The 19,732-nt window shown below is 51.8% G+C and carries 18 protein-coding genes; 12 read left to right on the forward strand and 6 right to left on the reverse strand.

Translation table 11 applies throughout. The annotated features are described in order from the left end of the window. Nucleotides 1-28 precede the first annotated feature (28 nt). The 4 genes from E0L35_RS03245 to E0L35_RS03260 form a co-directional block, all read right to left on the reverse strand. The gene (locus E0L35_RS03245; RefSeq protein WP_133731753.1) at nucleotides 29-1,033 is read right to left on the reverse strand and encodes an MBL fold metallo-hydrolase; all 1,005 of its coding nucleotides are present in this window, start codon (nucleotides 1,031-1,033) and stop codon (nucleotides 29-31) included. A gap of 120 nt (nucleotides 1,034-1,153) precedes the next feature. Continuing rightward, nucleotides 1,154-2,704 carry an FAD-binding oxidoreductase gene (locus E0L35_RS03250; protein WP_138799583.1) on the reverse strand — a complete coding sequence of 517 codons (1,551 nt, stop codon included), beginning with the start codon at nucleotides 2,702-2,704 and terminating at the stop codon, nucleotides 1,154-1,156. A 31-nt stretch (nucleotides 2,705-2,735) separates the two neighbouring features. Next, on the reverse strand, nucleotides 2,736-3,272 hold the full coding sequence (locus E0L35_RS03255; protein ID WP_138799584.1) for a hypothetical protein: 537 nt from the start codon (nucleotides 3,270-3,272) through the stop codon (nucleotides 2,736-2,738). Between the two features lie 4 nt (nucleotides 3,273-3,276). After that, complete coding sequence (locus tag E0L35_RS03260) at nucleotides 3,277-3,693, reverse strand: cytochrome c (protein WP_138799585.1); 417 nt, start codon at nucleotides 3,691-3,693, stop codon at nucleotides 3,277-3,279. A 363-nt stretch (nucleotides 3,694-4,056) separates the two neighbouring features. On the opposite strand from E0L35_RS03260, the gene E0L35_RS03265 reads away from it, so the two are divergent. Further along, nucleotides 4,057-5,763, forward strand: coding sequence for a sigma-54-dependent Fis family transcriptional regulator (locus E0L35_RS03265; protein WP_138799586.1), 1,707 nt, complete (start codon nucleotides 4,057-4,059; stop codon nucleotides 5,761-5,763). A gap of 45 nt (nucleotides 5,764-5,808) precedes the next feature. Here the strand turns inward: E0L35_RS03265 and E0L35_RS03270 are convergent, their stop codons facing one another. Beyond that, a complete protein-coding gene (locus tag E0L35_RS03270) occupies nucleotides 5,809-6,441 on the reverse strand; it encodes an FUSC family protein (RefSeq protein WP_349304627.1) in 633 nt (210 codons plus the stop codon). A gap of 204 nt (nucleotides 6,442-6,645) precedes the next feature. Between E0L35_RS03270 and E0L35_RS03275 the strand changes: the two genes are divergently transcribed. Beyond that, nucleotides 6,646-7,089: an antitoxin Xre/MbcA/ParS toxin-binding domain-containing protein gene (locus E0L35_RS03275; RefSeq protein ID WP_208862680.1), complete on the forward strand. Its 444-nt coding sequence runs from the start codon at nucleotides 6,646-6,648 to the stop codon at nucleotides 7,087-7,089. A gap of 605 nt (nucleotides 7,090-7,694) precedes the next feature. Here E0L35_RS03275 and E0L35_RS03285 read toward each other — a convergent pair. Continuing rightward, complete coding sequence (locus E0L35_RS03285) at nucleotides 7,695-9,584, reverse strand: FAD-dependent monooxygenase (protein WP_133731760.1); 1,890 nt, start codon at nucleotides 9,582-9,584, stop codon at nucleotides 7,695-7,697. A gap of 350 nt (nucleotides 9,585-9,934) precedes the next feature. On the opposite strand from E0L35_RS03285, the gene E0L35_RS03290 reads away from it, so the two are divergent. From E0L35_RS03290 to E0L35_RS03330, 10 genes are all read left to right on the forward strand, one after another. Continuing rightward, on the forward strand, nucleotides 9,935-10,942 hold the full coding sequence (locus E0L35_RS03290; RefSeq protein ID WP_133731761.1) for a TRAP transporter substrate-binding protein: 1,008 nt from the start codon (nucleotides 9,935-9,937) through the stop codon (nucleotides 10,940-10,942). A gap of 48 nt (nucleotides 10,943-10,990) precedes the next feature. Beyond that, entirely contained in the window at nucleotides 10,991-11,509 is a 519-nt protein-coding gene (locus tag E0L35_RS03295; protein WP_035581674.1) for a TRAP transporter small permease, read from the forward strand. 4 nt (nucleotides 11,510-11,513) lie between these two features. After that, on the forward strand, nucleotides 11,514-12,773 hold the full coding sequence (locus E0L35_RS03300) for a TRAP transporter large permease (protein ID WP_138799587.1): 1,260 nt from the start codon (nucleotides 11,514-11,516) through the stop codon (nucleotides 12,771-12,773). Between the two features lie 130 nt (nucleotides 12,774-12,903). Next, the gene (locus tag E0L35_RS26560; RefSeq protein ID WP_244286538.1) at nucleotides 12,904-13,185 is read left to right on the forward strand and encodes a MarR family transcriptional regulator; all 282 of its coding nucleotides are present in this window, start codon (nucleotides 12,904-12,906) and stop codon (nucleotides 13,183-13,185) included. Then, nucleotides 13,186-13,377 carry a hypothetical protein gene (locus E0L35_RS26565; protein ID WP_244286539.1) on the forward strand — a complete coding sequence of 64 codons (192 nt, stop codon included), beginning with the start codon at nucleotides 13,186-13,188 and terminating at the stop codon, nucleotides 13,375-13,377. A gap of 1,033 nt (nucleotides 13,378-14,410) precedes the next feature. Continuing rightward, nucleotides 14,411-15,493 (forward strand): TRAP transporter substrate-binding protein, encoded by a 1,083-nt coding sequence (locus E0L35_RS03310; protein WP_138799588.1) that lies wholly within the window; start codon nucleotides 14,411-14,413, stop codon nucleotides 15,491-15,493. A gap of 2 nt (nucleotides 15,494-15,495) precedes the next feature. After that, nucleotides 15,496-16,122, forward strand: coding sequence for a TRAP transporter small permease subunit (locus E0L35_RS03315; RefSeq protein ID WP_022521195.1), 627 nt, complete (start codon nucleotides 15,496-15,498; stop codon nucleotides 16,120-16,122). Beyond that, nucleotides 16,115-17,473, forward strand: a complete 1,359-nt coding sequence (locus tag E0L35_RS03320) for a TRAP transporter large permease subunit (protein WP_022521194.1) — start codon at nucleotides 16,115-16,117, stop codon at nucleotides 17,471-17,473. The genes E0L35_RS03315 and E0L35_RS03320 overlap by 8 nt, the downstream gene beginning before the upstream one ends. A 54-nt stretch (nucleotides 17,474-17,527) precedes the next feature. Beyond that, nucleotides 17,528-18,151, forward strand: coding sequence for an isochorismatase family cysteine hydrolase (locus tag E0L35_RS03325; RefSeq protein WP_133731764.1), 624 nt, complete (start codon nucleotides 17,528-17,530; stop codon nucleotides 18,149-18,151). 257 nt (nucleotides 18,152-18,408) lie between these two features. Then, entirely contained in the window at nucleotides 18,409-19,386 is a 978-nt protein-coding gene (locus E0L35_RS03330; protein WP_166650374.1) for a helix-turn-helix domain-containing protein, read from the forward strand. Nucleotides 19,387-19,732 lie beyond the last annotated feature (346 nt).

The raw sequence follows: 19,732 nt of genomic DNA on the forward strand, positions 1-19,732 counted from the left end.
GAGTCGTTACTACTGGTCGCAACCAACCTCATTTATAGATATCGAGATCTTCGGAAAGCACGAACTCCCCATCGTAATAATTGGCCATTTCATTGGTCAGCTGTTCGTCGCTCTGGCCAAAAAATAATGGGTGATTCATTACTAGTAACTCGGGGGCTATATGACGACCTATCTCGGCTAGCTGTTGCGTACTGGTATGAGCGTGGTACAGATAGTTTTGCCAATCTTGCGGGAGCTGACTTACACCTTGCTCACTCATCACTTCATGAATCAAAATATCGGCACCATCGAAGTACTGGTAAAGCTCCTCTTCATGCCGAGTATCTCCACTGATCACCACCGTTTTTTCGGGTGTTTCCACGCGATAGCCAAAGGCCATGCCATCTGCCCAACTTCCGTGATGAACGTTAAAGGCGGTAATGGTCACCTTGTCATCTTGGTGCACGACCTGAGTGTCGCTGATCTCACTCACTTCAACTGTGAAACCATCTTCGCTAGCAGGTTGGGTACCGTGCAGCCGATGATCGATATCGTCCACATACGCTTCAAGAATATTTGTGGTCATCGCCTTCGTACCCTGGGGACCAACTACCTTCAGCGGTTCGCTACGGCCCATAATCCATGGACGAAGCATCAGCTCGGGCATACCCATCACATGGTCAGAGTCGAGGTGGGTGAGAAACACCTTGTTCATCGCTCCGTAAACCGAATTGTTGTCGAAGTAGATATCCTCAGGCATGAAGTCCTCACCGGAAAGGGCATCGAAGTTCCTCACGAAGCCTGGACCGGCATCAAACAGATACATCTCCTTATCCACCACAATGAGTATCGATTGGCCTGCCCGCTCATGTTTTAAAACCGGCGTTCCTGTACCGAGCATCACCACTGTCGTATTGCTTTTATCACCAGGGGCATTTGCGTTTAGGTGACTTTCATCCCCATTATTGGCTAGCGCGCCACTCAGTGCTTGGATAACCAGTAAGCCTGTCAAGGTTATGGTCATCATTGGCTTAAACTTGAAATTGGGCTTCATCTGTTCCCACCTTCTTGTATCGTTATTTTCTATGGCCCGTACCTAAAATTGAGAAAGACTCAATTCAAGCGGCGGAAGTTGATGGAACTTGGAACATAACTGGCTTCCGCGAACTCAAGTCTACTGACGGATACCCGATTTACCTGGCGATAAGATGCCATTGGGATCCAGTGCATTCTTCAGAGCGGTATGAACATTGCGCAGCGGCTCGCCGAACGTTCCGGCTACTTGCTCCATGAACTCAGTGTTAGTGCGGTAGAGGCCATAGCCCCGCTTGGCGAACTCATCAATCAACTCTGCAAAACAGTCATGAGCGCGTTGAGTCTCTTCTGGATCTTCACGGTTGTAGAGCAAATCGATGATGTGGTGCATATCGCGCCAGCCGACAACGTATTCGGCTACGTAGTCAAAGCCATACTTGCCGAGAATTTGTTGAGCTAACTCGGTCTGATCCTTAGTCTCACTACCCTTGGGCTGTGACACCGGGGCAAACCACATAGAACCGCCGCCACCGCGCCAGTTGTACAGCCCAAACTCCTGCAGATTCATGTCGCCCTTCATCAACGCCGAGCGATACTCGAAACCACCGCCACGCTGTTCGGCTTCATCGCCGTACATGATTTTAGCTTTGCCGCTGGCCCCAAATGCCTGCTCGACGATATTCCAGTTGACCTCGATCTGCTCGGGTGTGCCGTAGAGCGCCGCGTAGACGTTCCACTCGCCAATGCCTTCATCTTGCTTGATCCGCTCTATGGCTTCTCTTGGTATGGATTCTTTACCATCGTAATAGTGCTTGCGTACCACATGGGTACCTGCGTCCCACAGGGTATGCACAATCACTACTGCGTTAGGAATGATTTGAGAGATACGCAGTGGTCGCAGCACATCAACGATCTCGGCGATATCTTCCGGATCCTGATACTGGATCAAGAAAGGACGATACGCCGGTGGTTCGGGCATCAGCCACAATCCCATCTTAGTCACGACACCATAGTTGGATTGGGTGAAGAGACCATCGATATAGGGACCATAGCCCCACTTGAATACCTGCCATGAACTGGAATTCTCAATTCCGCCCATGCCGGTGCGAATCATCTCACCATTGGCCAGCACCACTTCCATGCCGCACTGAAACATGAAGTGCTCGCCGTAAGGGGTGTAGCCCACACCACGATCAAGAGTATTGCCAACTGGCCCAGCAATCGCCGACGGTGCGGGCGGATCTAACCAAAGCTTGTAGCCTTTCTCTTGGATATAGTCGTAGAGCTGCTGGTACGTGACGCCGGGTTCGATCAGCGCTGTACAGACCTCAGGATCCACACTGAGAATACGATTCATGCGATGAAGATCGAGAATGACTTGGCCGGTTTCGCCGGGTGCAGCTGACCCGTATCCAAGGTTTTTACCCGTAGAAATGGTCCAGATCGGTACTTTATACTCGTTGCAAATACGTACAAGTTCCTGCACCTGCTCAGCGTCATTGGGCAGCAACGCAGCTGAGGGAATATAGTCGGAAGCATCTCCAGCCATCATTATTTTGGTATAGGGTGCTAACTGTTCGCTCTCGGTCAGAACGCTCTCGCTTCCAATCGTTTCGCGAAATTGATTTAATGCGGCATCGAAATCGGCCTCTGCAATGCCTTTAGGCAGAATACGCTTTGTCGTGCTCATAAACGTGTCTCTCGATTATTGTGATAAAGATTCAGAGTTGGACCAGGAAGCTCAGCTCGCTGACATTCTTCGTAGTTGGCGTGCCCAAAAAATGTCGCGCATGACGATCGCGAGCTGAGGCCAACGCTAAGCGGGCATATTCACGTCCTAAAGAAGCTTGCCAACTTCCCGTTTCAATAGTCGTTGGCTCGACAATAGGCCCGCGGTGACTTAACAAATGATGCTGGTTTGACTCATGGCGCCCCAGTGCAAGAATCCGACCACGTCCGGCAAGCAGGCTCGTAAGTAGTACGATCCCCGACTCATCGGTAAAGCCGGCTGCCAGCGTTCCGCTGGGTAAGGCACTCAGCGCTAGCGGGTTAAGGCGTCCTTCATAGCGTGGTTTCAAACCTAGCTGACGGAGCCCAAGCCCTAGCTCGGTGGTCGACTTATTACTACCGTAAAGATTGATCTGGCCTTGCTGCGACACATTTGCCTGGTTCGCGGCGAAGGCACTACCTATCGATAACGGTGCGGTGGCGCCCAGTAATAAGCTATTTTTGAGTAACGCACGGCGTGTTAGCTTCATGGCATTACTCCTCACCAGTGGCGGCATTTGCCAGTTCACCGCGTAATAAAGCGTCAATCAGTCCCTCAAGCTCGGCATCACTGATTTTGGCTTCACGGAATGAAGGCATCGCAGCACGGCCTTGCCTAACCGTGTTACGAATATGATTACCCCTCGCCTCCCAGGCCCCTTCAGGAAAAGGCATGGTAATCATGGGCCCAACTGCTTTATCTAAGTTGTGACAATGAGAGCAAACCTGTTGATACACCTCGGCAGGTTCTCGCTCCTCGGCAGCTGTTGCCAAGCTAGCGGTTGTTAGTGACAACAGCAGGCCACTTACAAGTGCTAGGCGCTTAATAGCAGGACATGAAAGGGGCCTAAACGGCAGGCGGGTTGGGCCGTTGCTATCCACGGTGTTCCTATCGGTTGTTATGTTGTACATATCAGCATCTTCCGTTATTTCGACAGGGGCATGTCATAACCAAGGTACCCAGCACGACCATTGAAAATCTAATACTTTAGTATAAATCAATGACTTATCGCTGGTCCTTTAGCAACTACCTTTCAAAAAGCGTGCCGATTTAAGAAATAGGACAGCTATCAAGGAATTAACTGATCTACATGACTTTTAAATCCGCTTGGCGAACATCCGTTCGCAAATAACGTTTAATCATTTGATTAACCCTTCATCAAATCATCAACCAGCTTTCACTTCTTTGTAGCTGTTGTGCTTTTCCAAGGCAGCAAACCAAGTGATACTCTTTTGCTTCTTCCCCCTTCGCTACCAACCTCAACGTGAGTCGGCATGTTTATTTCATCTTCTGACTACCCGAATGCTCGCGACTTAATGGACGCGCTACGCTTTCTGCCTGAAGAGGGCCAAATTTGGCTAGGCGAGCAGCGCATGCTGCTGATGCCACTTGCCGCGTCGACATTCTTTCGCAACGAGTTAATTACGACGTTGGGCATGGAGCGCGCCCGGGGGATCTTTATGCGCCTCGGCTACTACTCAGGACTGATGGATGCCGAGCTTGGCGAGTCGTTGAGGGGAGAGCGTTTAGGGTTGGAAGAGAGCTTTCTCGCTGGGCCACAGCTACATGCGTTGCAGGGGCATGTGCAGGCTGTGCCGATCAGCCTGGAGATGAATCTCGAGCAGGATCTTTTTTATAGCGAATTCATATGGAAAGGTTCGTTTGAAGTGGACGTGTGGCGTGCACGCGGACGACAGCGTGAGCCTGCATGTTGGACATTGCTGGGTTACGCGTCAGGCTACGCCACTCAACTATTGGGCCGCGAAGTACAGTACAGAGAAGTGAGTTGCCGAGCCTGTGGCGACGACAATTGCCGCATCATTGGCAAGCTGGCCGAAGAGTGGCCCGATCATGTCGCCTTTGCTGAATTACTGCGTGAAGCTCCTCTGATTGACGAGCTTTACGAACTTCAGGCCCGTATTGCCACACTGGAAAGCGATCTGGCTCGCACACGAAACCAGGAGACCTGGGGGCCAATTGGCTCAACACCAGCCTTTCGAGAGATGATCACCATGCTCGACAGTGCTGCTCCCTCGGAGGTTCCCGTGTTGCTACTGGGCGAAACCGGTACGGGAAAAGAGATTCTTGCGAGACGTCTGCATGATCACAGCCTCCGCGCCAGCGGGCCGTTTATTGCAGTAAACTGCGCTGCCATACCGCCTGAGCTCATTGAGTCAGAGCTCTTTGGCGTCGAAAAGGGCGCCTACACGGGTGCGGTGCAGTCACGTATGGGCCGTTTTGAACGCGCCGATGGAGGCACCCTATTTCTGGATGAGCTTGCTGAACTTTCACCGCGTGCACAGGCAGCGCTTTTGCGCGCGCTTCAGGAAGGCCAGATCGAACGTGTCGGCGGCGAGAGTGTTACAGAGGTCAACGTGCGTATCGTTGCCGCTACCCATACTGACCTACTAACACGTGTTGAACAGGGCAATTTTCGCCAGGATCTGTTTTACCGCCTTAACGCTTTTACGTTGAGCGTACCACCGTTGTACAAGCGCCTTGACGACATCGTGCCATTGGCGGAGCACTTTCTCACCCACTTCGAGCATCACTACCAACGCCGAACACTTGGCTTTTCCGACCAGGCTCGCTCAGCCATGCACCAGTACCGCTGGCCAGGAAACGTTCGCGAACTCAAGAACTGCGTCGAACGAGGTGTGATTCTCACTGCTGACAATAAACACATTACTGAAAAAGCATTGTTTGGTAATTACCGCGTCCCGACACTGGAGCGCGAGAAAGCTCAAGGCCTTGATGATTCGGGCATGCTCATGCCAACACTCGAAGACAACTCCAGCAACGTATCTCCTAGACAGCGTGTTCAACCACTCCTAGACGCTGGCATGACATTAGAAGAGGTAGAAAGAGCACTAATTCAAGCTGCCAATAGTGATAGTGGCGGAAATATATCTGCAGCAGCGCAGCGTCTAGGAATGACACGTGCAGCCTATGCCTACCGTCTCAAAAAACATCGACTCTAACTATTGTGTGCCCGCACGAATAATATTCTCCATTTCTCCCAGGAATCACGCCGTAAAAAAACGGCGATTATCGCGTATCATTAACGCTGAATGTTTTGCGCGGCTGGCGAGTTCCCCTTCCTGTGCATGGGCGAGCGTGTAAGCTAAACGCTCAAGGGCGGCAGCGGATTCAAGCGGGGCTTGGCGCAGGTGGGCAACGTGGCGCAGGCTCGCATCCAAACGACGTACCAAACGAGGCGTTGCTTGCTCTCGATACGATTTTAAGGCAAGCAGCGTTTCACCTACCGCTAGCGCGGAGAGACTGCCATCCACCACGTAGTGAGTTGGTTCGCCCTGCACATGCGCCCAGTGCACTAGGCGCATCACACGGCGGTAAAGCCGCGCCTGCCAAATGTCATCACGACCGCCCTTTCCACGCACCGCCATCATTTCAAGCTCTTGCAACGTCATGGTTGCAAGCTGTTGCTGCCGACGGCGTGCGTTGGTGGGAAAAATCATCCAAAACGCGATTAACGCCAGTAGCGGGCCAGCCACTACCGCCAACGCTAGCGAGTGTGCAAAAAAGTCGGAGAGCGGCATCGTCGGTTGCGATAGCAGCAGTAAGATCATGACGTAGTCAATTGATCCATTCATCGTGCGCCGATGGAAAAAGGGGATCACCGTTATAAAGATCAGCAGTAGCTACATCGCCACCAGCTCCCATTCGGCTTCTGCCCACGGCCACAGCAACCAACGCACTCCCAGTGCATGAGGGCGCCCACCTCTTTCCAAGCGAGGAGAGTTTGTATCTGTAAGAGCACTAAAAATAGAATCGAAACTTGATGTGCATGCTGCATCCTAGTGAAGCATCCTGTGCGTGTCGGATACATAAAGGAGGATGGTATGGACCTCATCGAACAAGACAATTGTGGTACCCGCATGCTGGGTGATATCGGCCTCCCCCTTGATGTGTATGCCGACCAAGTGGCTTTCATTAGGGCTGTGCGAGAAGGCTTGTCTGGCCGCATACTCCAAAAAGCGGTCAATGCCCTGCGTGGTGATCGAGATGTCTTCGTGCGGCTACTAGAAACTGACTCAGGAAACCTGCATCGCTTGTACAAGCGTAAGGCCCTGGGTCGTACTCAGAGCGAGGAAGTGCTGGATACACTGAAGCTGTATGTCGAAGCCGGAAAGGTCTTCGGTAATCGCGATAGCGCCCAGGAGTGGCTGCACAGTGAGGTTCGAGCACTGAATGGGGCTCGGCCCATCGATCTTTTCGATACCTTCGCTGGCCGCGAAATGGTGAGGGATGTACTGGGCAAGATTGAGCTCGGGGATTTCGGCTAATAATATTTTGGATGCGTGCGGGGGCGGGGGAATGAAACATCTCGCAAAAAAAGCATAAATACCCATAGCACTCACCAACACTAGGGCCATGTGAAGTTATATCGAATCACCAAACAAAGCTATTTGATCAACCTTTCCCGCCAGAGTGGAAGCTACCGAGACAGCGGATGCTGGAACAAAGCTGGTCATCCTGTACTATATTTCGGTCTGTCAGCTGCGGTCGTCATGCTCGAAATGGGCAACTACATCTCGAATCTCCGGCTGTTGCCAAAAGACATGATGCTCGATATTTACGACGTCGACACCACCGCAATTAAAAGCGTGGAACACTAAGATCTGCCCGAAGATGGGATCAGTTCCCCTGCCCCGTTTCGGCACAAATCCGAAGTTCCGACTTTTCTAGATGCCGCTCATAATCCACCTTTACGCTGACACTACTAAGCCCTAGAATTCAAATAATAAGTGCAGTACCTGCGTTTTAAAACTCTACACAATTGATTAGTAATCTTTATTTTCTCTCAGGAAAACAAAAGATAACTTTAAATAAAGCAGACCAACCTGTGTATATTGGCCCACTCATTTATAGGTTAAGTATTAAACAGCGCTCAAGTGGCCTCTATCATGAAGCGCGTGAAAAACTCGGTAAGTTCATCAAAGCCATCGAGCGGGAGCACAAGCGAAACGTATTGATCCGGGCGCACCACCACCAACGCACCGGCGCCACGATCAATACCACGCAGATCGAAGATATCCTGGTCGGTACCCAGCACCGGGGCATGGGCTTTCTGGTAGTCCTGAAGGCCGAGGGCGCCCTTATGTGGTTTAAGAACATCGTGCATATCGGCCCAGTCCACCTCAAGATGCGATTGCTGGATGATGCCGTGAATATCGAAGACCGCATCAGGATCGGCCCCTTGTGGGGTGAATCGACGGATCGGCGACGCCTCGCTGGCGAGGAAATCCATCAGCGCGTTAAATCGCGATCCCGGGCTTCTCGGGTCGACCATGTCGGCGAAGGCATAGACCCGCCAGCGGCCATCGGCGCGATGGACATGCCCGAGATGGGTCTGTCTAGCATCGCCGAGCCGGATCACCTCGGCCGAATGGAACCGCCGCCCGGGCGGGAAGCCGGTGGCCAGGTGCAGGTGGGTATCGTCACCGGTGAGCAGGTCCGGCGCGTATTGGGTGGCGAACCCAGCGGTGAACTCACTGTTGGTGACAAACTGGCGCTGCACTTCGGCTAGGCCTTTCATGGCGGCCTGCGGGTCATCGGTGTCTTGCGCAGCACCGATCGCCTTTGACCAGCGGGTATCCATCTCGATTAGATTCTCGGCTATGACGTGACGCTCGGCATTGTAGGTGTGTAGTAGGCTGGCCGGGCTGCGCCCCTGCAGCACCGAGATAAGCTTCCAGCCCAGGTTGAAGGTGTCCTGCATCGACACGTTCATGCCCTGACCGGCCTTGGCGGTATGGGTGTGACAGGCATCACCGGCGATGAAGACCCGAGGCGTTCGACTCTCCACCTGATCATCGTCGACATCGTCGAACTTGTCGGTGACCCGGTGCCCGACGCGGTAGACGGAGAACCAAGCGGTCTCCTTCACCTCGAAGGTGTAAGGCGCCAGGACCGCCTGGGCCTTGGCCAGCACATCTTCCTTGGTCAGCCAAGCGTCAGGGGCAATATTGCCCATGTCGACGTAGAGTCGGACCATGTAGCCGCCCTCGCGGGGGATCAGCAGGATGTTGCCTGCGTCGGCGGACTGGATGGTGCACTTGAAGCGGATATCGGGGAAGTCGGTCACCGCCAGCACGTCCATCACCCCCCACGCCTTGTCCTCGCCGTGGCCCTGGGGCACTCGGCCGATCGAGTCGCGCACCACGCTGTGGGCGCCGTCGCAGCCGACCACATGCTTCGCCCGGACGGTGACCTCGCCGTCTGGCGTGTTGACGGTCACGGTGACTCGCTCGTCGGCGGCCTCAGGCACCTCCACTTTGACCGTCTCGTGGCTGTAGTCGACCTGCAGGCGGCTGGGAGAGTTCTCCATGTACTCCAGCAGGAAGTCGAGCAGCCTGGCCTGGTTAACGATCACGTGCGGGAACTCGGACAGTCCGTCGCGAACGTCCTGTACACGACCAAGACGGGTGATCCGGGCCTTGTCATCGGCATCAGGGCCCCAGAAGTGAGTCTCGTTTATCCAGTAGGCCTCTGTGGTCAACCTTCCGGCCAGACCGAAGGCCTCAAACATCTCGACCGTACGACAAGCGATACCATCGGCACGCCCCACCTCCAGCGGCCCCTCAGCCTTCTCCACGACGCGGGTGACAATCTCGGGAGTTGTCGATAACTGGGCTGCCAGCAGCAGCCCGGCTGGGCCGGTACCTACGATCAGGACATCCACCTCCTCTGGAAGCGGATCCTGTTCGGCGCTGCGCCCTTCGGCCAGCGGGTGAATTCGCGGGTCGCCACTGCGGTAACCGTCGAGAAAGTACTGCATCTGCTCGCTCCATCCCGTTTGTTTCGGGCATTCGTTGTTTAATTTTCATCATGAATTTGGTTCGTATCTGAAATGACAATTGATCACCACCAATATTAATCAGTATTGTGATTAATAAAAAAAGGGGCAATTAGACTTTCCTCCAAGGCCATGCGTCCTGTGGCGCAGACTCAGGTGACCCCGTGGCTCTGTCTCGGTATCGACTTTCGGGTAATTGATCATTATTGTGATCATCACAATAATGACGCATATTGAAAATCAATCATCCGCATGCCTCGACCTTCTCGATTTGGTCAACACATGGTCAGGCCAGTGCACTCCCCCAGCGACAACTGACAAGAGAGTCAACAATGACAATCGCCTCACACGCTTCGCGCCGCCCTACCCTGAGCATAACGCTGCTCTCGGTTTCTCTGCTCGCCGTTAGCACGCCAATCTTGGCCAAGGAACTCCGCTTAGGCTTGATCACACCCCCACAGCACATCTGGACACAAACCGCTGAACGATTTGCCGATGAGGTTGCCGAGCGCAGCGACGGTGAAATGGCCATAGCGTTATTTCCTTCTGGCCAAATGGGTGATGAGTCGGCGATGTTTTCGCAAATGGAAACCGGCTTACTCGACATGGGTATTATGACAGCTGCGTTAACTAGCCAACGCGAACCATCGGTAGTCGGTTGGTTTACGCCGTTTCTATTTAATAGCGTGGCCCAAGCGGCCGAAGTGGCCGATACCGACGCAGCCCAGCAGATGCTTAGGAATTTAGAAGACAAAGGACTTCACGCTTTTGGCTACACATTTGCGGGCATGCGTCACATTTTGATGCGTGACGAGCAGATAGAAAGTGCAGCGGACGTTGCTGGCAAAAATATGCGCATTATCCCCTTTTCAGCGATGAACGCTTGGTGGCGAGCGGTCGACGCTCGACCAATGCCGATCAGTTTGCCGGATGTTTATCAAGGTCTACAGAACGGTATGCTAGATGGCGTGGATATCGATCTTGATGCTTTAGTGGGGTCAGGCTTTTATGAAGTGGCCGAACATCTCACGCTGACCAATCACATGGCCTTCCCTGCCGTGTCGGTAATGAGCCAGGCCACGCGCGCCTCGCTCTCTGATGAACAGCGCCAATTGATAGACGCCGCCATGGAGGATGCGCTGGCTTGGGGGATCGAGTCACAAATAGAGGCGGAAGAGCGTAATCTCACCATGCTCGAAGACCGCATTAATGTGTATACGCTAGAAAACGCTGAAGACACTTTCAGCACGGCGAACCAAGCGTTCGCTGAGCGCTTTGGTGACCATCCGCTTATCCAAGCATTCCAGCAACAGTCCACCGAACTCCTTAACGCTGAATAAAACGCGTCGGGGCGCTTCTGCGCCCCGAACCAAAGAGGCGTACCCAAGATGCATTTTCCCCAAGACACCTGGCTAACCAAGGCGAGCCGACAGCTAGCCAGGGTTGAACAGCTGCTCTGCAATGTACTGATAATAGCTTTTAGCGCGTTGCTTATTGCTAATGTTTTCGCACGATACGTACTCAACAGCCCACTTTTTTTTGCCAATGAGCTAGCCGTCTATATTCTGATTTGGATGGCGTTTCTCGCCATCTCTATCGCCATACATAACGACCAGCACGTACGTTTGACCATGCTGATTGCGATACTGCCTAAAGCGGCTCAGCGCGTTTGCTATTGGCTTACCGAGCTGATCTGCCTGGCGATAATGGTTACTGTCCTGTGGTACGCCATCGCTTGGCTGCGGTCACCTTCGATCCACTACGATATCGCTATTACGCTCGATTGGCCCAAGTGGCACTTCTATCTCATCGTGCCGCTTTTCTGCGTCACATCGATTTTTCACCTCGTCGCTAGGCTTTTTGATCGATCGCGAGCGAGTTTCGTCCTAGCCAACGACGAGGAGTAACCCTATGACGCTTGCGGCTTTTATTGTGTTAATGCTACTTGGAATGCCAATTGCCTTTGTCCTCTTGGCTTCAACACTTACCTTCGTGATCACTTCCGGTAACTACCGTCTATTTGAAAACCTACCCCAGGTTATTTTTGGCTCGCTAGAGGTATTTGATCTGCTGGCGATTCCCTTATTTATCCTGTTGGGCGAAATCATGAATGAGGGTGGTATTACACGTCGCATTATCACCGCCACACGTGCCTGGTTTGCGTGGATTCCTCACAGCATTGCCTATGTATCCCTCACCTCGAACTTGATGCTTGCCTCTATTATGGGTTCAGCGACGGCACAGATCGCTATTATGAGCCGAGTAATGACTCCCGAATTGGAGCGTGATGGTTACGACAAGGGGTTCGCCGCGGCGTTGACGGCAGGTGCTGGCCTGCTGGGGCCGATTATTCCGCCGTCAATGGTGTTTATTATCTATGGCGTCATTGCTCAAGTGTCGATTGGTGCCATGTTCATGGGGGGCATTCTTCCTGGGCTACTGCTGTTTATACTGATCAGCGGCTTGATCACAATCATGGCGCGCCGTGCGCGTAAGAAAGGAAGCGTTGATCAGGAACGCACACCGCTATGGCGTGCGACTCGTGGCGCACTGCTCACACTTAGCATTCCCATCGTCATTGTGGGCGGTATCGCATTTGGCATAGTGACGCCGACTGAATCCGCGGCGGCTGCGACGCTAATGGCGGTGGTGATAGGCGCCCTCTTCTTTCAAGAGCTTAAGTGGGGGCAATTACCTGGTGTTTTAAGCCGAACAGCACGCAACACCGCCATTGTGCTATTTCTGATTGTCGCTGCAAAAGCCTTTGGCTGGGTACTGGTGTATAACCAGATACCTCAGCAGGTAGCCGGGCTAATGCAAGGCACCACCGAAAGCCCGCTGGTATTTATGCTGCTGGTATTCGTGATGCTGATATTAGTGGGGATGGTGCTTGACGGCATCGCCGCGCTGATCATTTTGGTGCCTATTTTACTGCCGGTAGCACAGCAGAACTATGGCATCGATCCGGTTCATTTTGGGATAGTCACCTGCATGACGCTAAGCTTAGGGCTCTTAACACCCCCAGTCGGCGCCGGTCTCTATGTGGCCTCGGCCATTAGTAACGTCAGTTTACCCCGTATCACGAAATGGATACTTCCTTTCATTGTAGCAGCCTGTCTCGTCATTCTCGCGGTGATCTTTAACCCATGGATGGTTAGCCTATTCAGCTAACATCTTGAGTGATTTTTGGCCCCTTTTTCTACCCAGCGGTTCAAGGCTGGGCAGACACTATTTCATCAGTGCCAGCTGCTGCGACTTCTGATATGGTCACGGCGTGTTCTCACCCACGATAAGAACTGATATGACGCGATTCCCGCTTTCTGAAGCTTACGACCTGCCCGGCAACCTGCTACGGCGATGCCACCAAATTAGCGTGGCGATCTTCTTGCGCAAGTGCGAGGCCCTTAAGCCGACTCAGCTGCAATACATTATTCTTTCCGCGCTTGAAGAGATGGGCACTAGTGACCAAATCACGTTGGGCGGGTATACCGCCCTAGATCGTAATACCGTGGCGGTCGTGGTGCGTAAACTTGAGGAACGAGGACTCGTCTCGCGTCACCGAAACCCTGAAGATCGCCGCTAAATGGTCGTCAAGCTGACCCAAGAGGGAGAGTCTCTACGCGAAGCCGCTGAGCCTGCCGTTGAAGAAGTGCAACAAGAAATATTGGCGCCGCTTGCTCCTGATGAACAGGAAGTACTGTTAAAGCTGTTACAGAAATTAGCGAGTGACAATAACCACCTGAGTCGTGTTCCAGTGCGCTTAAATGAAAGCTAGGCCCAACCCGTAAACTCCCAGAAAATAATCTTAGTGATAAATGATGGGATTGTAAACGCAGCAAGAATCGACATCTCACATGCGTAATGCACGCATTATGAACAATCAATTATGGTGATTCTGAAGTAGGTCGAGTTGGACTTAGTAGTACCGGAGCTTAGTCGCAGTCTAGAAGGCTGGCTTGGCCAAGATATTCGCTTAACCGTCGTTGGTATGTTCATAGTAAAGGATCTGCTCAACTTCCTGCTCCGGGCCTGGCACGACCAGGCGTTGAACACCATGCTGATCTTGCGGCCCACCCGATCTGCTGTGACCGCCAAACCGACGAACTGGCCGTACTCTTTGGTGACAGCTTCAACAATATCATCTATACTGGGTACGCCTTAGAAATCCCGGCCATCGCCAAGATCACCTATGGAAAATGGCTGAAATTAATTGCCTCGCTGATGCTGATCTGGTGCACCGCTGTCGCTATTTCCCAGCATACCTTCAGTTCCCACTGTCCGCTTGCACACAACTACTAGGCTCCGACTTTCTAGATACCGCTCTGAATCCACCTTTACGCTGACAAGACTACGCCCCTAAATTTTAAAGTATACAATCTCTCTTTGATTAAAGTAGGCCACCATTGGAAGTGCCAGCCACACTTAATTTTCAGGGAGCGCAGAGCCCTGTCCGGCAAAGCCAGAGCGGATCACTGTTGCTGTATTTGATGGGCTTATTTGTATGATATCGGCATGAAAAATCCTCGGTTTCGTACTACCGTGAGAAAAATACATCTTTAGCATAAAAGACCAAAGTTTAATGCAGTGCATTTAAACCACGATACTTTCCATTAGCAGCACAGAGATAATGAGTTGGTCTGTCTAAAAAGGAAAAAAGAGAGTGTTTCATATAAAAAGCATTCTAAAAATTTAACAAGACAAACCTTTCAGGTATGTCTTCAAACCTATTAAGTAATTGTTCTAGATTGCGGCGGTTGTGATCCTCTCAAGGCCTAACAAACATACTCAGATATAAAAAAGGCTATGAGATGACTACAAAGACCCTTGGACACTTATCAACAACCACACGCATCATCCCACTAGCAGCCGCTATAGCGGCGGCAGCAGTAGGTACTGCACACGCCAGCGAAAGGCTAGATGTCGCGAGCGCCTACTCTACTCAGAACCTGTTTGGCCAGAGCGCCAAGAACATCTCCGAAAGAATCAAAATGATGTCGTCAGGTGAGTTTGAGTTCGCCGTCCATGATCCGGGCGAACTCGTACCTCCGTTTGAGATCTTCAACTCTGTCTCGTCTGGTGCCATCCCCGCCGGCTGGACCAGCATCGCCTATCTTTCCGGCAACTTGCCCATTGCCAATCTCTATGGCGCTCTACCCTTTAGCCCACCCGCAGAGGCAGTGTTCTCCTGGACGTCTGCTGGCGAAGGAAGCGAGCTGTTGCAGAAGGCGCTGGACCCTTATAACGTCAAGTTCCTGGCTTGCTCCTACCTACCCCAAGAGCCAGGCGGCTGGTTCAACAAGGAAATCAACAGCACCGATGACTTGAACGGCCTGTCGATGCGAATCTCTGGGCTGGGCGCACAGGTTCTAAACAAATTCGGCGCTTCAACACAATTGATTCCCGGGAACGAAGTCTACCTCTCGCTTGAGCGTGGTCGGGTTGATGCCGCCGAGTTCTCGATTCCCCAAGTTGATAGTGCGATGGGCTTGGACGAGATTGCCGAGTATTACTATTTCCCCGGCTGGCAGCAAGGGGCAGGCTGGCTTGCACTGCTCATCAACCAGAGCGTCTGGGACGGATACAGCGATGCTCAGCGTGGGCAGATCAGTACCGCTTGTCAGGCCAATATCCAGAAAGAGGCTGATGAGGTGATCCCGGCCCAGGTAGAGACGCTACGTGAACTGGAAGAGAGTGGCGTCAAGATCCGCCGATTCCCTGATGAGGTTCTCAATGCCCTACACGATAGTTGGGATGAAGTGCGCAGCGAACTAATGGCTGAGAGTCCCGAGTTCGACGAAGCGTACACATCACTAATGGAGCATGCCGAAAAGATGCAGCAGTGGCATGACCTCCAAACCCTTCCTAGCAAAACAGATGTCCAAGGGGACTGACTATGACTACGGCCCCTCTCGCCCCTTGGCGTGAGCGTGGCGCTGCGGTCTCTTCCGCCCTGTCTCGACCCTTGGTCGGGCTGGGGCTGTTGGTAGGTCGCGTCACCAGCTGGCTGGTATTGCTGGTGATGGCGGCTGTCCTGTTGACCGTACTGCTCAACGCTACTGGCATCAACGAGATTGCTCGCTGGAACGATAAGGTGCTCCTTTTCGGAAATGCCCTGACCATCAACAGCATCACTGAGCTTCAGTGGCACCTTTTCGGTGTCTTGACACTGTTCGGAGGCACCTACGCCCTACATCACGATACCCATGTGCGTGTCGATCTGATTTATCACCGCTTATCGCCTAGTCATCGCGCCATGGTTGATGTGATCGGTCACTTGGTGTTGCTGATTCCCTTTTGTCTGCTGGTCGCTTGGCTTTCTAAGCACTTCGTGACGATGTCCTTCTTGACAGGGGAGAAATCGAACTACGGGGGACTCACGGATCGCTATCTGATCAAGGCCATACTTCCCATCTCTCTGGTTTTCTTAGCCTTGGGAGCCCTTGGTCAAGTATTCGAGAAGCTAACCATCATCCTTGACCCGCGAAAAGCGGAGACAGATCACGAGGTCAACAATGGCTGAATTCATCAGTGAATATTATTTGGCGATGTTGATGGTGGTATCGCTGCTGGCCGGTATTTTTACCGGTTATCCTGTAGCGTTCCTGTTAGGCGGGCTAGGCATTATTTTCGCCTTCATCGGCGGCATTCCCGTTCCTTTCTTGGCCACAGTAGGATCACGTATCTACGGTGGTGTGGTCGAGAATTGGTTGATGATCGCCATCCCGCTCTTCGTGTTTATGGGCCTAATGCTTGAGAGTTCCGGCGTGGCGAGGCGATTGCTACTAACCTTGCAGCGTGTATTCGGGCGGACGCCCGGTGGACTCGCCATTTCTGTAGCTATTCTGGGCGTAGTGATGGCTGCCAGTACGGGCATTATTGGTGCGTCAGTGGTTATGCTTGGCCTTCTAGCGTTACCCGTGATGATGCGGCAAGGTTATCACCCGGAGATGGCCTGTGGGGTGATAGCGGCTTCCGGTACGCTTGGGATTCTCATCCCACCTTCCATCATGCTGGTTCTCATGGGCTCGATACTTCAAGTATCGGTAGGAGACTTGTTCAAAGCCGCACTAATTCCCGGGCTGTTGCTCGGCGCCCTCTATGTTGCTTACCTATTGATCATCGCTCGTATCAAGCCCCATTGGGCGCCGCTGCCGGACCTCGACGCCACTGACACCGACACATCTCCTCTCATGTTAGCCTTGGCGCGGGACCTGTTTGGCCCATGCGTGTTGATCTTCGCCGTACTGGGTTCAATCATGGCAGGGATAGCTACACCGACGGAGGCGGCGGCAATCGGTGCACTGGGCAGTGTGATCCTTGCGCTGCTGATGCGCAGTATTAGTTGGAACACACTTAGTAAAACCGTACAGGAGACCGCCCGCACATCGGCGATGATTCTGTTCGTCGTGATCGGTGCTACCAGTTTTTCTGTCGTCTTCAAGCGGTTGGGTGGTGATTACATGATCGAGGCCTTGATCACTGGTACGGGGCTTGGGCCCTATGGTTTGCTACTGCTGATCATGGGCTTGATCTTTGTGCTTGGTTTCTTTCTGGAATGGATTGAGATCAGCTTCGTGGTTCTTCCCCTAGTAGCTCCGGTGGTAGAAATACTGGATTTCGGGTTGGGACTAAGCAGTCAAGCCATTCTGATTTGGTTTGCCATTTTGGTCGCCATAAACCTACAAACGAGTTTTCTCACACCGCCCTTTGGCTATGCGCTGTTCTACCTTAAGGGAATTACGGAAGGTAAGATCGGAATCGGCACTATTTATCGTTCGATCATCCCGTTCGTCCTTCTTCAGATCACTGGGTTGGCTCTGTGCATATTCTTCCCTGCAATAGCGCTCTGGTTACCTGGTTTGTTGCCATGACTCCTTCGACACTATTTCCTATTTAGCCCATAGACATTTAAGAAGGAATGAGTAATGAAATTTGAACTAAACAACCCCACAAAAACTGCTCTTCTTGTCATTGACATGGAAAATGATTTTGTTAAGCCAGGTGCACCGATGTGTGTACCCATGGCTACTAAAGCTGTACCGAATATCAAGAAACTGATAGATGTCTGCAGGAAAAAGGGCGCCACGGTAATTTACACAACTCATGTGCACGGAAAAGATCGTGGCGACATGGGGCTGATGTCAGGTTTCTGGCCGCCTATCGACAGCCAAGAAGCTCTTGTTGATAACACACCGGGTACAGAAATATATTCAGACATCGCTCCCCAAGAAGGAGAGCTTGTCATCAAAAAGCACCGCTACAGTGCTTTTTACAACACGGACCTTGAGACTCAGCTTAGAAATAGGGGAATTGATACGCTTATTATTACTGGCACTGTTACTAATATGTGCTGTGAATCGACTGCTCGAGATGCTCAGTTTAGAGATTACAAAACCATTTTTGTTTCGGACGCTACTGGCACTATGGATCATCCTGACCTGGGTGCCGGTGCTATGAGTGCCGAAGATGTCCAAAAGGCGACACTAACAAGCCTTTCATTCTGTGTTGCTGAGATTGCATCGGCTGATGGAGTCATAGAAAGACTTTGAAGCAAACAATATATTGCTGTTCATGAATTAAAAAAAGGGGATGCAGGCAGAAGCCAAAAAACCAGTTTCAACAAGGTCCTCCCTATTACTATTATTGCTGCTGCCCCTGCACTGACGCTCCGGGGGGGGGGGCATCAACGCTTAGAGCGCTTAATATTCTTGAATACCGTATAGCCGCCAGCAACTGCTGCAATGGGCCAGCCTAAAGCTAAGGATGTACTTTTTAATAGCCACCTCACACAAAATGAGTGCGCACCATGAGACATTTTTCCAGCGTTAGCACAGAGCATTTCAGCCATACTAAACGCCTTAAAGAATGGCAAGATGTCATGAGTATTCATCTGGGGAAAACCCCGGAACGCATCCGGCGATTGGAAAGTACTTCGGTTTCACCACTATACAAAGAACCATTCAAGGGACGACTTGAATACGGCGCGCTTGGTGAGTTGCAATTCTGCAGAATGGTTTGCAGCCCTCACCGATTTTCTCGACGCATTAATAAAACCGCATATCGGGATGCTCACCCTGGGTTGCTGGTTTTACAAATGGGCGGAGTGAGCCAGGTTGAACAAAGTGGTAAAAGCTCTACCTTCACTCCCGGAGACCTCCTCTTTCTAGACTGTGGCCGACATTTCACTGTTACAAGTACCAAAAACTGTGAGTATTTAATTCTTCTTTGTGGCGATCTTGGCACGCCTGCCACCATCCCAAAAGATTTACGCATAAATAATCGGAATGGACTAGGCCGAATGCTCCATAATTTTATTGTCGACGCCTATACACAGTACCCTCTCCTGAACGATGCCACATCCTGTTCGCTAGGCAAAAGTATTATTTCCTTGCTCCAGAACACGGTTGAAAACAAGAACAAGGAAGAAGAGCTTGAGCATAACCCGCGCTTATTTAAGAAAAACTGGATAAAAGATTTCGTTGATAGGAACCTTTCTAGCCATGAATTAACCGTAGAGCGAATAGCCCAGATTGCGCAGTGCTCTACACGAACCCTTCATCGCGCATTTGAAGATGAAAGTGAGTGTAGTTTAAGTGAGTATATCTGGCAGCGCCGCTTAACCCGCTGTGCAGAAGACCTTCGAGACCCAAATAGCATAGGGCGCACGATTAGTGATGTAGCACATAAATGGGGTTTTACCTGTAGTGCACACTTTAGCAGATCATTTAAAGCTTCTTATGGCGTTTCACCGCGAGTCTTTCGCGATTCAGCCAGGGCCGGCTGATATTTCAAAACTTAATTTTAATTAACAATATTAACGAAAAGCTATTAAGCAAACCCACTCATCTCTATCGGCTACCCATTGCTATGAGCCGAGCTACTTTGGAAGCCCTCCTCGCTCAACACAGGCTAACCATCGTATTCTCGGACAATATGTTGTTTGACAGTTGGCAGAGCTCCAGGCCCACCCCTCTTGCTTTCAATAATCACCTTCAAAAATGCCTCCCCGTATCTTGCAAAGGGGGGGCCATGAGCTTGAACTTTAAGTAACTCGCATACGCTACGACTCATGAAATGTCGTAATGGCACAGCTGTTCAAATATGTCGCTTTCAGACAAGACACGATCTTT

Origin of the sequence: Halomonas sp. ATBC28, assembly GCF_005937175.1 — a bacterium.
Classification (GTDB): Bacteria; Pseudomonadota; Gammaproteobacteria; order Pseudomonadales; family Halomonadaceae; genus Vreelandella; species Vreelandella titanicae.